This window comes from Rhizobium sp. BK512 (assembly GCF_014194915.1).
Classification (GTDB): domain Bacteria; phylum Pseudomonadota; class Alphaproteobacteria; order Rhizobiales; family Rhizobiaceae; genus Rhizobium.
In genome coordinates this window covers 468,177-480,531 of the sequence record NZ_JACIAS010000005.1, presented here as the reverse complement: position 1 = coordinate 480,531, position 12,355 = coordinate 468,177, and the positions used below count along the sequence as shown (strand labels likewise).

The following is a 12,355-nucleotide window of genomic DNA, read 5'->3' as shown; positions in this document are numbered from 1 at the left end:
GTCAGCCCACCTTGATGCGCGGATCGACGACCGCATACGTGATGTCGGTCAGAAGATTGACGACGATGACGCAAGCGCCGATGATGAGCGTTGCCCCCATGATGACCGGGTAATCACGGGTCTGCACGGCATCGACCAGCAGAAGCCCCATGCCCGGCCAATTGAAGACACTCTCGATGAAAATGGCGCCGCCAATCGCAAGGCCGATGGTCGAACCGACCAGCGTCACGATTGGAAGGAGTGCATTGCGCAAGGCATGCTTGGCGATCACCCAGAACTTGTGGACGCCCTTGGCGCGCGCCGTGCGGACATAATCCTGGTTCAGGACTTCGAGCAGCGAAGCGCGCATGTAGCGCATGATCAATGCGCCCTGTGCGACAGACAGAAGGGCGGCCGGCAGGATCAGGTGATGCAGGAGATCGCCAACCGAGAATTCCTCGCCAGGGGTCAGCATGCCTCCTGAGGGCATCCAGTGCAGCCGGACCGAGAAAACATAGAGGCCGATCAGCGCGCTGAGAAATGCCGGGCTCGAAATGCCGGCGAGCGCAACGATAGACAGGGAGAGATCGGAGATGGAATTACGGCGGACCGCGCTGATCACCCCAAAGGCGATGCCGGCGACGACAGCAAAGACAAGTGCAGTGCCCATCAACAGCACCGTCGGACCGATCCGCGACAGAACCAGGCCGAGAACCGGCTGGTCGAGACGCTTGATCGAATAGCCAAGATTGCCCGTCAACGCCTGCTGCAGCCAGCCAAGATATTGGAGGGGAAGCGGCTGATCGAGGCCGAGGCGGCTGCGCAGATCGGCGAGATCGGCCGGCGACATCGGTATGTTCGGATCGATATAGGCATCGATCGGATCGCCCGGCGCCAGGCGCAGCATCAGGAAGATCAGCATGCTCAACCCAACGAGCATGCCTATTCCTATCATCAGGCGTCTGAGACTGTATCGGAGCATCGTAAATCCGTCCGTCAGGGTGGCCGAAGCCACCCTTTAGCTTTGCGGAAACGCCTATTCGGCGACCGACCATTTCTGCGGGTCGGCCTGGTAAGGGCCGCCGCCCGGCGCAGGCGTCCAGACGAAATCCTTCACCTTGGCCGAGACGACGCCGTAGCGATTGGCGACCCAGAGCGTCGCCCAGGGGAGGTTGGTGTTCATCACCTTGCAGACGTCCTGATAGGCCGCATCCCGCTTGGCGATGTCCGGCTCGCCAAGCGCCGTATCGAGTGCCTTGGTAAGGTCAGGCATGCGAACTCTGGCGACGTTCGGTCCGGCCGGCGGAATCTGCTTCTCGTTAAGGCCGACATTGATGCTTCCGGCATCCGGTCCGTTCTGAAGCCCGGCATAGACCATCTGGAATTGAGCGATATCCGGCTTCGCGTTCAGCACGATGCTGTTATAGGTCGGCGTATCGACGGCACGAGGAACGATATTGATGCCGACCTGGGCAAGCATGGCCTGGACTGCCGCAAGAACATTGGTCGCCAAAGGCGTGGTGTAATAGGTCAGAAGCGTGATCGGTTTGTCGCCGTTGATCTGATCCCAACCTGCTTCCGTCAACAGTTGCTTGGCCTTCTCCGGATCATAGGCATAGTTGTCGATGCCCTGCGGTATCAGTTGCTCGGCAACGTAGGCGCAGTTGGCGGGTTTGGCCGCGCCGCCATAGAGGCTCTTGATGATGGCATCACGATTGATCGCGTACATCACCGCCTTGCGGACCCGCACATCCTTCCAGATCGGCGAATCGTGATTGAAGCCGAGATAGTTGACCACGAAGGAGTCACCTTCGATGACCTTGAAATCCTTGTTGTCCTTGAAGGTCGGGACGTCGTTGGAATCGACATAGGTGAACTGGATCTCGCCGGATCTCAGCGCCGCAATCGCGGCTGCCGGATTGGCGAAGTAGCGATTGATGACGCGCTCCAGCGCAGGCTTGCCACCGCGATAGTCGGTGTTGGCGGCAAGTTCGACATATTGATCCGAGACGTATTTGGTAAACTTGAACGGACCGGTGCCGATCGGAGTGGTGGACCACCATGTGCTCTTCGCCAATTGGTCGGCCGGGATCGAGGAGAGCGCATGCTCCGGCAGCATCATCACCTTGGTCATCGTATCGAGGAGACTGCCGCTCGGCGTGCTGAGCTTGATGACGACGGTGTGGTCATCCGGCGCCTCGACGGACGAGACGGCCTTCAGGCGAGCTGCGAGCACCGAGCCGGTTTTCGCATCCATCGCAAGGCCCATGGTGAACTTTGCGTCCTTGGCGGTAAACGGCTTGCCGTCGTGCCATTTGGCATCCGCCAGCTTGAATGTGTAGGTCAACTGGTCCGGGCTGACCTCATAGGAGCTGGCCAGTGCGCCGACGACCTTCTGCAATTTCTCGTCATAGGTAATGAGCGGTTCGTAATAAACGCTGAGCCAGGTGAAACCGGAGGTCGCGGCAAGCGGATTGAAATTACCCTGGAAACCGCCTGGACCGACATCGAAACCGCCAGATAGCGTGGCGGCCTCAGCCTTTGTTGCGACAGCCGAAGCGACAAGCGCCGGAATGGCAACAGTCGACAGCATGGCGCCGAGCGCGGCTACGGATAATTTAGACAGTCTTTTCATGTGTTCCTCCCACGTTTGAACTTGTCTTGTTGTTGGCAATCACTTGGGCAATGCCCTCGTAGTGGCGATCCATGCGCTTGCGCGCTTCCTCCAGATCCTTTGCCTCGATCGCATCGACAATTGCGGCGTGATCGCGCCAGGTCGCCATCGGATCGATATTCTCGAGATTGACGAAATCCGATGCCTTGTAGAAGGCGAGCCAGAAGACATCGATCAGTCGCACGAGCGTCTCATTGTCCTGGCAGCGAAACAGCAGCCGGTGGAACAGCTGGTCATCCTCGGCGAAGGTTTCGCCGCGTTCGGCATGGACACGCATCCGGTTGACGGTCGCACGCAGCTCGGCGAGATCCTCGGCGCCGATCATCTCAATCGTCTTGCCGATCAATCCCACTTCGAGCGTGCGGCGGATTTCGATCACTTCTTCGATCTGTCGCAACGCCCCGCCAAGGCCATAGGCAAGGTTGTCTAAAAGCGGCTCGAAGGAAAAGGCCTTCACGAAGATGCCGACGCCGCGCCGCGTCTCCAGAACTCCGAGCGATTCCAGCGCCTTGATGCCTTCGCGCAGCGAATTGCGGCTGACGCCGAGCTGGGCGGCGAGCTCTCCCTCGGCAGGCAACATTGTTCCCGGCGCCAAGCCGTTATCGTGGACGTAAGCGCGCAGGCTTTCCTGCACGGATACATGCAGCAGCGGTGCGCGTGTCAGCGGCTTCATCGATTTCAACGCCATGCCTTATCTTCTCTTCGCCTCGCCGATAAGATGGGAGCTACATATCCACTTGTAGGATATCTGTCAAATGGGCAGGTTTGGAACTGTCTGTGGAAAACTGGTTGCGACCAAGGCGATTGCCCCATCATCTTAATACCAGTATAGATCCAGAGGGGTTTCGCAGAAAAATTTTGAGAGCATCGGGAACGCTATGGCGACGGATGAACTGATCGACGTGATCGGCAAGGAGTTACAGGCATCGGCATCGGGTCTGCCGCTCTACAAGCGGCTAAAGTCGGCGATCGAAACTGCGATCCTTTCGAATGCGGTCAAGGCAGGCGCCGTTCTGCCCGGAGAGCGGGTGCTTGCGGAAGCCCTGTCGCTTTCGCGCGTGACGATACGCAAGGCGCTGGCGCTGCTTGAGGAGGAAGGCTTCCTCAATCGCCGCCACGGTTTCAAGACCGAGGTCGGATCACGGGTCGAAAAGTCTCTTTCCACACTCACGAGCTTCTCGGAGGATATCCTCGCGCGCGGGCTTACTCCCGGATGTATATGGCTTTCCAAGCAGATAAGCCGACCTTCCCCCACGGAAATGATGGCACTCGGAGTGGCTGGAAACAGCCATATCCTGCGCATGAAGCGCATCCGCACAGCCGATGGCGTGCCGATTGCCGTGGAGATATCAACGGTCCCCGTTCGCTTCATTCCGTCGGCAAGCCTGGTCGGCGATTCCCTTTACCAGGCGCTGGAAGCACGCGGGTTTCTTCCTCAGCGTGCCGTCCAGCGTATGCGTTCGCGGGCGGCCTCCGCGGAGGATGCGCAATATCTCCATTGCGAAGCCGGAGCGCCGCTGCTGATGACGGAGCGCCGCTGTTTTCTCGGTGACGGCCAGATCGTCGAATATTGCGAGAGCCGCTACAAGGGCGACGTTTATGACTTCGTGTTCGAGCTAACGCGATGATACCAGTCATAAACTGGTTGTAATCTGGTACTTTCCAATTATCGTGATGCTGAAATGGAGTGTCACGATTGCAGCGCGACGACATCAAGAAGAGCCTTATCGTTTCCTGCCAGCCGGTTCCCGGCGGGCCGACGGACACGGCTGAATTCGTCATTGGATTTGCGAGGGCCGCCGTCGATGCGGGTGCAAAGGCATTGCGGATCGAATCCGTCGGCTACGTGAAAGCGGTACGCCCCGCCGTGACCATACCGATCATCGGCATCGTCAAGCGCGATCTCGATGACAGTCCAGTGCGGATCACGCCCTTCGTTGCCGATGCCGAAGCGCTGGCGGATGCCGGCGCCGACATCATCGCCTTCGATGCGACGGATCGCGTTCGGCCGGCATCCATCGAAGCGCTGGTCAAGGCTGTCAGGGCTCGCGGAAAGCTGACAATGGCAGACTGCTCGAACCTTGAAGACGCGCGCACCGCTTTGGCAGCCGGGGTCGATTTCGTCGGCACAACGCTTTCCGGCTATGTCGGCGGGCCTGAGCCCGTCGATCCGGATATCGACCTGATCAGAGCGATGCGAGCACTCACACCCTATGTCATTGCCGAGGGCCGCATTCGCACACCCGAGCAGGCAGCAAGTGCCGCCGACGCTGGAGCATTCGCCGTCGTCGTGGGGTCAGCGATCACGCGCACCGAGCATGTGACCTCGTGGTTTCGCGATGCCGTTGCCGCGGCCTACGATGCCGACAGCCTGCAGACGGCGCTTGCCATCGATATTGGCGGCACGAAGACGATGGCAGCGCTCGTCAGGGGCAGCGACGTCCTGGATGAAATGACGGTGCCGACGGCACGGGAAGCAGGTCCGGATGCGTGGCTTTCCGTGATCGCGGACGCTACTCGATCCTGGACGGATCGCTATTGCCGCGTCGGTATTGCCGTCACCGGCTTCATTCAGGACGGATGCTGGTCTGCGCTCAACCCGGCAACGCTCGGGATCCCCGACCGCTATCCGTTGGTTGACAAGGCAAGCGCCGTTTTCGGCAAACCGGTTTTTGCGATCAACGATGCGCAGGCGGCCGCTTGGGGAGAATATCGGTTTGGCGCCGGCAATGGTGGCGATCTGGTGTTCCTGACCATCTCGACCGGCATCGGCGGCGGCATTATCGTCAATGGTCGTGCGCTAACAGGGCTTGCCGGCCATTTCGGACTGATCCGTGGTCCGTCCGCTGGGCAGTCGCCGCTTGAAGATCAGACGTCCGGCCGTTGGATTGCGGCGGAGGCCCAAAAGGCCGGGCACCCGGGTACCGCAGCCGAGGTGTTCGAGCAGGCCGACCGCGGCGAGACCTGGGCTGGCGAGATCGTCTCGCAATCGGCATTTCGTGCGGCAACGCTCTGCCGTGACATTCAGATGATGCTCGATCCGACGCATATCGTCATCGGTGGCGGCATCGGCCTTGCATCCGGTTATCTCGACCGCATGCGCAATTGTTTTGCGGGTGTCGATCCCAGGCTGACGCCTGTTCTGGTGGCCGCCAAGCTCGGCAGCCGTGCGGGTATCATCGGCGTGGCGAGCCTTGCAGTTCAGGGTGACTGATGAATTCCGGAAGACATCGATCCTAACCTAACAAAAAAGAGGGAACTACGATGACATTGAACAGAACGACCCTATCCGCGCTTGCCGTACTTCTCGCAAGCGTTGCTCTGCCTGGTACGTCCAATGCGACAGTCACCGTTCTCGGCTGGCCAGGCGGTTCGGAAGAAACGGCGCTGCGAGCAACCGTCGAAGAATACAACAAGACAGCCGGCATCAGCGATGCCGACAAGGTCGAGCTTTTGTTCTTCAACCGGGAGGGCTTCTTCGACAAGCTGCAGGCCGACATGGCAGCAGGCTCGACCGCCTTTGATATCAATCTCGTCGCCACTTACTCGATCGGCCGTTACGCGCCGTATATGGAACCCGTCGATCTCGGCGATGGCGCTGCCAAGACGTTTGGCGAATCCGTGCTGAAGACCATGCAGTTCGATGGCAAGCAGTACGGCGTGCCGACGGACCTGTCGCTGCATTTCATGTATTACCGCAAAGATCTGATCGATGCGCTGATGAAGGACGATGCGGCCAAGAAGAAATATGCCGAAATCGCCAAGCAGTATCTCGGCAAGGAATTGCAGCCGAAGGATCCGGACAGCTGGACCTGGGACGATTGGGCGGCGACGGCTCTCTATTTCTCCAAGCAGGTCAATCCCGAAAGCCCCGTGCGCTATGGCACGGTCCTGCAGATGAAGAACCTGCTTTTCAACATGATGGTGTTTCAGTCCTTGCCACGCTCCTACGGTGGAAACTGGACCGATGAAGAGGGCAATATCACCGTCGATTCCAACGCCTACAAGACTGGCCTCGAACTCTATAAGAAGCTTTACGACGCTGGCGCTTCGCCCAAGGATTCGCTGAGCTACGAATATGCCGAGACCAATGCCGCGTTCGGTTCCGGTCAGGCGGCAACGGCCCTTCAGTGGAATGCGGCTGCCGCGGATCTCACTAGTGCCGAGAAAACCCCTGCCGTTGCCGAGGTCACCGGTATCGTGGCGCCGCCGGCCGGGCCGGATAGCCGCGCCGACCATATTCACGGCCTTGGCCTCGGCCTGAACAAGAACGCCAAGAACAAGGACGGCGCCGTCAAATTCCTGAAATGGCTGGCGACAGAGGATGCCGCCTTGCTCTATGCCCGAAAGGGCGGTTCGCCAGCCCTTACGCCTGACGTTGTGGCGAAAGTCGCCAAGGAACGTCCCGATCTCGTCAAGCTCGGCGAGTTCGCCAGCAAATACGGCTACGTGATGAATGGTGCCACCTCGGCCAACGCACTCTCCGTCTATGAACTGCAGGCCAAGGAATTCACCGGTTACTGGTCGGGCCAGCAGAACCTCGACGATGCACTGGCTCACACCAAGGCCGGAATGCAGGATCTGTTGAAGAAGTGATATCAGCCGGACGCCTTGCCTCCCGCAAGGCGTCCGGCCCATCCGGCGGATTGAAATGGCGATCATAAAACGTGCCGAGGCAAGAGCCTATCTCACGCCGCTCGTGGGGTTCCTGCTGCTGTTTCTCGGCTTTCCTGCTGTCATCAACCTCATCTATTCCGTCTCGACCGTCGACTTCCAGACCCTGCGAAGTCCGACGCTGAGCGGCTTCGGCAATTACCTTGCCGTGCTCGCCGATCGCGATTTCTGGCGCGCCACGTTCTTTTCCTTACGGTTCGGCATTCTGACGGCGATGATCGAATGCCTGCTCGGGCTGTTCCTGGCGATCTTTCTGGCTCCGCTTTTATCGAAACGATCGGCATTGATGGCGCCGCTCATGCTGCCGCTGATGGTGGCGCCCGCCATGATCGGCCTGATGTACCGCCTGGTGCTGCACGAATTTGCCGGGCCTGTGCCCTATTATCTCTTCATGTGGTTTGGTGACAGCCCGGCCTTTCTCGACGCTTCACACGCATTGTGGACCCTGATCGTGGTCGAAACCCTGCAATGGACGCCATTCGCCTTCCTGCTCTTCTACATGGCCTATGTCGCAGTGCCGATCGACGTGCGTGAAGCCGCCGCGCTCGATGGGGCCTCAGCTATTAAAACCCTCTGGTTTGTCGAGCTACCGTTGATGCTGCCGACATTGGTGATCGCCTTTTTCATCCGTTTCATCGACGGCTTTCGTGTCTTCGACAATGTCTACGCACTGACCGGCAGCGGCGCAGGCGGCTCGACGACATCATTGTCAATCTATATCTACCAGGCGTTCTTCAAGGAGGGCGCGATCGGCAAGGCAGTGGCGGCTTCCGTCGTCCTCTTCCTCACGTCGCTGCTCGTGCTCTACGGCCTCAACTGGCTGGCTGGCCGCAGGAGACGTGAACCATGATAAACGCACTGCGCTGGATCGTCTTTGCCGTTGCGGCTCTCGCAATGAATTTCCCGGTCATCGTCACGCTCGTCACGTCGTTCAAAAGCGCGCGTGAGCTTTCGATCAATCCCGGTTTGTGGATCAATCAGCCGACGTTCGAAAATTACCTGCGTGTTCTGACGCAGATCGATCGATTCAACATCTATTCCTATCTTTGGAACAGTACCGTCGCCTCGTTGATCGGCACCGGGCTTGCAATCCTGCTTGCCTTTCCCGCTGCCTATGCGATCGCAAGGAGCGAGGTCGGCAAACACACGCTGCTGCCTGTTGTCATCAATCTGCGCGCCGTGCCGCTCATCATTTTCGCGATCCCGCTCTACATGATGTACCAGTTTCTGGGACTGCTCGACACTCAGCTTGGCCTCGGCCTGATCCTGACGATCGTCAACACGCCGCTGGCGCTCGTCATCCTCGTCAATGCGATTTCCGACGTTCCGCTGGAACTGGACGAGGCGGCGAGGGTGGACGGGGCGAGTTCGTGGCAGATCATGGTCAGCATCATCCGGCCGGTGGTGCGGCCCGCAATGGTGACGACCTTCATCTTCGGCTTTATCACCGCCTGGAACGAGTTCCTCTTCGGGCTGATGCTGACGACGAACAAGGCAGTTCCGATGACTGTCGGTGCATCGTTCTTCTTTGCCGCGAGCGGCGGCGGCGTCCAATGGGGGACCGCGTCGGCGGTCATGATCCTCGGCGCTCTGCCGCCTGTCCTCCTCGGCTTGCTGATGTATCGGCAAATTTCGGGCTCGATGACGGCGGGGGCTATCAAAGGCTAGGCGAGGCGGAATTCGAACAATCTCAGTATCGCCATGACGTCCAGTACCTCGCCAACTGGAAATGACTGCGTGAGGCGGTCGCCCTACCGAAATGCGCCGTAAGTCCGTTTTTGCCTTATTGCCTTCGAGCTGAGGGTCCTACGGGCGGTGTCGCCAGTTCCTATCCCAGAGCACCAAACGGCAGGGCTTACGGCTGAGTCGTGCCGGTTGCTGCGAGTCTTTCTGGCAACACCTATGGGGCAACTGAAATCTTGGACGCATTTGACTGGCTTAGAGCGTTTCGGTTGCGATATCAGTAGGACTGCAAAAGCGATTTGCACGGTCGGGACAGCTGGAGAAGCCACGTCCGCACCTCCTGGAGCAGGATCTTGATGAACGCGGATATGATAGCCGCCTGGGCGATGGAAAACGGATTCCATGCGATCGATTCGCGGAATTATCGTCGCCATGACAATGCAGGCGTGATGACGATCGAAATCAAGAGGATGTCATTCCTCCTCATCGATGAGAGGCAAGGACTTCGACCGCGCATGATATCGCGGTTGTTCAAAGACATTCCTCTTAATAGCGGGCGTGGCCGCTTGCAGGGTCTTCTTCTTGACCGCTATCCAATCGTTAAGTCCTGACGCGATCACCACAGCCCAGCGGCGGTATCGAGTTGCCATGTATCGGCGTCGCAACACTGAAACGAATGCCCGCCTGCGGACGCCCGAAATCCGTTCGCTGAGAGGTGCCGACCGCGGCGACCGAATAAAAGATGCCAAAACCGAATTCCGCACAAACGCGGATCCACGCACCACTCTGTAACATTCGCGGTCGACGCTCGGTTTCTTGCACATCTCTGGCAACGTCATTGTATTGGGATTTTCACAATTTGTCGGCGCCATTCTGGTCGCCGGCGTCGATCCGACAACTGACCGTCAATCACGCTTTGCTGCATCCCTCCAGGCGCGCTCGAACGGCAGGCGCCAAGCGTGCGGGGCGATAAGTTGATGGATCGACTTCGGCCCCCAGCCGCCCTGGTCGTAGAGGCGTACGGGCGGCGGGTTGTCGAGGAGAGGTTGGGAAACCTCCCAGAGCCGCTCAATGCCCTCGGCCGTGGTGAACAGCGTGTGGTCACCGCGCATGGCGTCGAGGATCAGACGCTCATAGGCCTCCAGAACTTCGCCAATCAGGCCGGTTTCGCTCATGGCGAATTGCAGCGAGAGCTTGTCGAGCCGGAAGCCTGGTCCAGGGCGTTTGCCATAGAAGGAAAGCGAGACCTTGGAGGCATCAGCAAGGTCGAAGGTAAGGTGGTCGGGGCCTTGTGCCCCCACACCAGAGCCCGCAGGGAACATCGATTTCGGGGGTTCGCGGAATGCGATCGAAATAATGCGCTGCCCCTCGGCCATGCGCTTGCCGGTACGCAGGTAGAAGGGCACGCCAGCCCAGCGCCAGTTGTCGATGGCGCATTTCAGGGCGATGAACGTGTCAGTGTCGCTTTCGGAATCGACGCCAGGCTCCTTGCGATAGCCAATATATTGACCGCGCACCACATCGCGCGGCTCGATCGGCAACATGGAGCGGAACACCTTGTTCTTCTCTTCCGAGATTGGTGCAGGCTCAAGGGCAGTGGGCGGCTCCATCGCCATGAAGGCGAGGATTTGGAAGAGGTGGGTCACCACCATGTCACGATAGGCGCCGGTGGTCTCGTAAAAGGCGGCGCGGGTGGAAAGGCCGAGCGTCTCCGGAACGTCGATCTGCACGTGGTCGATGAAGTTGCGGTTCCAGATTGGTTCGAACAGGCCATTGGCAAATCGGAAGGCCAGGATGTTTTGCGCCGGCTCCTTGCCGAGGAAATGGTCGATGCGGAATATCTGCTTCTCGTCGAACACTTCGTGCAGCTTCTTGTTCAGTTCAACGGCACTGGCAAGGTCCGTGCCGAAGGGTTTTTCCATGATGATACGGGAGCGTTCGGTCAGCCCAGCCTGGGCGAGGAGTTGCACGGCCGGAAGGGCGGCGCTTGGTGGCACGGATAAATAATGCACGCGCCGCGTCTCGGCGCCCAGTGCTTCCTCGGCCCTGTCGACCGCTGCCTTGAGAGCATTGGCGCCGGCAGCGAGGGGGACGTAGTCGAGCGATGCGGCAAACGCTTCCCATTCGGACTGCGAGAACTTGCGGGTCAAGAACTTGTCCAGCGAGTCACGGGCGATGGTCCGGAAGGCATCTGCATCGATATCGTCGAGCGAGACGCCGATAATACGGCACCCTGGAATGAAGCCCGCGTTCGTAAGGTGGAACAGCCCGGTCAATAGCTTGCGCCTTGAGAGATCGCCCGTTGCGCCGACGAGCACAACGACCTGCGGATAGCCGGGGCCAACCCGAGTTGAATTCTTGCGCAAAACACCCATCCTCAAGTCTTCGGTTGTCCCTTGGGGATGGAGGTCGACCCCAGCTCCGCGCTGCCGCGAAGCGGCTATCTTCGTGCGTGATGCCATGACGTTGAAGCTCACCCCTCTAAGGTTGAATAGAGGCATGGATTGCGTGGCGGAGCAAGGGGGCGGCATTACCGTCGCGAAGTGCCGCGTCCTAGAGGCTTCACCGAGCGTGTTTTCGGTTAGTCGCCCGCGGCTCTGGAACCGCGGGAGCGGTCGAAGGTTAATTGAGGCGCCCTCGATATATCGCAGCGGAGACAGCCGTGCTCGTCGTCCATCACCTAAACAACAGCCGATCGCAACGCGTTCTCTGGATGCTGGAGGAGCTCGGCCTCGATTACCAGATCCGTTCCTATAAACGGAATCCCGACATGACGGCTCCGGATGCGCTGAAACGCATCCATCCTCTCGGCAAGTCGCCCATTGTCGAGGATATCGGCGACGACGAAAATCGAATGATCCTGGTCGAGACCGGAGCAATTTGCCAATATCTGGTAGACAAGTCTGCTGGACGTCTCGGCCCTTCGGCAGATCCGGAAGAGGTCTACCGATACAGACAGTTCCTGCATTATGCCGAGGGATCGGTCATGCCAGTCTTGCTCGCTCTCCTCGTGCTTTCGAAGGTTCCGCTCCTCGGCAGACTGGGAGCGAAGAGGATCCGGCCGATGCTCGACGTCCACCTCGATTACGTCGAAAGCGAACTCTCCTCACGCCAGTGGTTTGCCGGCGATACGTTGACTGCGGCAGATATCATGATGAGTTTTCCGCTGGAGACAGCAGCGAAGAGAGCAGGCGAAGTGACGCCTCGCCCTGCGACCGCGGACTGGCTGAAACGGATCCATGATCGCCCCGCCTATCGCAGGGCATTGGAAAAGGGCGGGCGATACGCTTATGCGCCCCGTCCACGTTGACCCCATGCCTCTCGCTGAAGTGCAAGATCGGTCTT

Annotated in this window: 11 protein-coding genes; 7 read left to right on the top strand and 4 right to left on the bottom strand. The window is 59.2% G+C overall.

The annotated features are described in order from the left end of the window. Position 1: 1 nt before the first annotated feature. Genes FHX06_RS20170 through FHX06_RS20160 form a run of 3 tightly spaced genes read right to left on the bottom strand, consistent with a single transcriptional unit; the run spans position 2 to position 3,341 of the window. Positions 2-961: an ABC transporter permease gene (locus tag FHX06_RS20170; protein WP_113212800.1), complete on the bottom strand. Its 960-nt coding sequence runs from the start codon at positions 959-961 to the stop codon at positions 2-4. 54 nt (positions 962-1,015) lie between these two features. Next, positions 1,016-2,614, bottom strand: a complete 1,599-nt coding sequence (locus FHX06_RS20165) for an ABC transporter substrate-binding protein (RefSeq protein WP_113212786.1) — start codon at positions 2,612-2,614, stop codon at positions 1,016-1,018. Then, a complete protein-coding gene (locus FHX06_RS20160; RefSeq protein ID WP_112542629.1) occupies positions 2,598-3,341 on the bottom strand; it encodes a FadR/GntR family transcriptional regulator in 744 nt (247 codons plus the stop codon). The genes FHX06_RS20165 and FHX06_RS20160 overlap by 17 nt, the downstream gene beginning before the upstream one ends. A 190-nt stretch (positions 3,342-3,531) precedes the next feature. Between FHX06_RS20160 and FHX06_RS20155 the strand changes: the two genes are divergently transcribed. From FHX06_RS20155 to FHX06_RS20130, 6 genes are all read left to right on the top strand, one after another. Further along, positions 3,532-4,281 carry a GntR family transcriptional regulator gene (locus FHX06_RS20155; protein WP_113117519.1) on the top strand — a complete coding sequence of 250 codons (750 nt, stop codon included), beginning with the start codon at positions 3,532-3,534 and terminating at the stop codon, positions 4,279-4,281. 68 nt (positions 4,282-4,349) lie between these two features. Beyond that, on the top strand, positions 4,350-5,867 hold the full coding sequence (locus tag FHX06_RS20150; protein WP_183880611.1) for a putative N-acetylmannosamine-6-phosphate 2-epimerase: 1,518 nt from the start codon (positions 4,350-4,352) through the stop codon (positions 5,865-5,867). A 50-nt stretch (positions 5,868-5,917) separates the two neighbouring features. Then, entirely contained in the window at positions 5,918-7,249 is a 1,332-nt protein-coding gene (locus FHX06_RS20145) for an extracellular solute-binding protein (protein ID WP_112542626.1), read from the top strand. Positions 7,250-7,304: 55 nt separating this feature from the next. Next, positions 7,305-8,177, top strand: a complete 873-nt coding sequence (locus FHX06_RS20140) for a carbohydrate ABC transporter permease (RefSeq protein WP_183880609.1) — start codon at positions 7,305-7,307, stop codon at positions 8,175-8,177. Continuing rightward, on the top strand, positions 8,174-8,995 hold the full coding sequence (locus FHX06_RS20135) for a carbohydrate ABC transporter permease (protein ID WP_112970499.1): 822 nt from the start codon (positions 8,174-8,176) through the stop codon (positions 8,993-8,995). Before FHX06_RS20140 ends, FHX06_RS20135 begins: the two co-directional genes overlap by 4 nt. A 371-nt stretch (positions 8,996-9,366) precedes the next feature. Further along, positions 9,367-9,621, top strand: a complete 255-nt coding sequence (locus FHX06_RS20130; RefSeq protein ID WP_183880607.1) for a hypothetical protein — start codon at positions 9,367-9,369, stop codon at positions 9,619-9,621. 294 nt (positions 9,622-9,915) lie between these two features. Here FHX06_RS20130 and zwf read toward each other — a convergent pair whose 3' ends face one another. Continuing rightward, positions 9,916-11,385, bottom strand: a complete 1,470-nt coding sequence (gene zwf / locus FHX06_RS20125) for a glucose-6-phosphate dehydrogenase (RefSeq protein ID WP_112542621.1) — start codon at positions 11,383-11,385, stop codon at positions 9,916-9,918. Positions 11,386-11,672: 287 nt separating this feature from the next. Here zwf and FHX06_RS20120 point away from each other — a divergent pair, with 287 nt between their 5' ends. Then, entirely contained in the window at positions 11,673-12,320 is a 648-nt protein-coding gene (locus tag FHX06_RS20120; RefSeq protein WP_018114277.1) for a glutathione S-transferase family protein, read from the top strand. Positions 12,321-12,355 lie beyond the last annotated feature (35 nt).

Excerpts from the sequence above, each read along its gene's own strand:
- FHX06_RS20135 (WP_112970499.1), top strand. The coding sequence starts at position 8,174 with ATGATAAACGCACTGCGCTGGATCGTCTTTGCCGTTGCGGCTCTCGCA.
- zwf (WP_112542621.1), bottom strand. The coding sequence starts at position 11,385 with ATGGGTGTTTTGCGCAAGAATTCAACTCGGGTTGGCCCCGGCTATCCG.
- FHX06_RS20155 (WP_113117519.1), top strand. The coding sequence starts at position 3,532 with ATGGCGACGGATGAACTGATCGACGTGATCGGCAAGGAGTTACAGGCA.
- FHX06_RS20160 (WP_112542629.1), bottom strand. The coding sequence starts at position 3,341 with ATGGCGTTGAAATCGATGAAGCCGCTGACACGCGCACCGCTGCTGCAT.
- FHX06_RS20140 (WP_183880609.1), top strand. The coding sequence starts at position 7,305 with ATGGCGATCATAAAACGTGCCGAGGCAAGAGCCTATCTCACGCCGCTC.
- FHX06_RS20130 (WP_183880607.1), top strand. The coding sequence starts at position 9,367 with ATGAACGCGGATATGATAGCCGCCTGGGCGATGGAAAACGGATTCCAT.
- FHX06_RS20145 (WP_112542626.1), top strand. The coding sequence starts at position 5,918 with ATGACATTGAACAGAACGACCCTATCCGCGCTTGCCGTACTTCTCGCA.
- FHX06_RS20170 (WP_113212800.1), bottom strand. The coding sequence starts at position 961 with ATGCTCCGATACAGTCTCAGACGCCTGATGATAGGAATAGGCATGCTC.
- FHX06_RS20165 (WP_113212786.1), bottom strand. The coding sequence starts at position 2,614 with ATGAAAAGACTGTCTAAATTATCCGTAGCCGCGCTCGGCGCCATGCTG.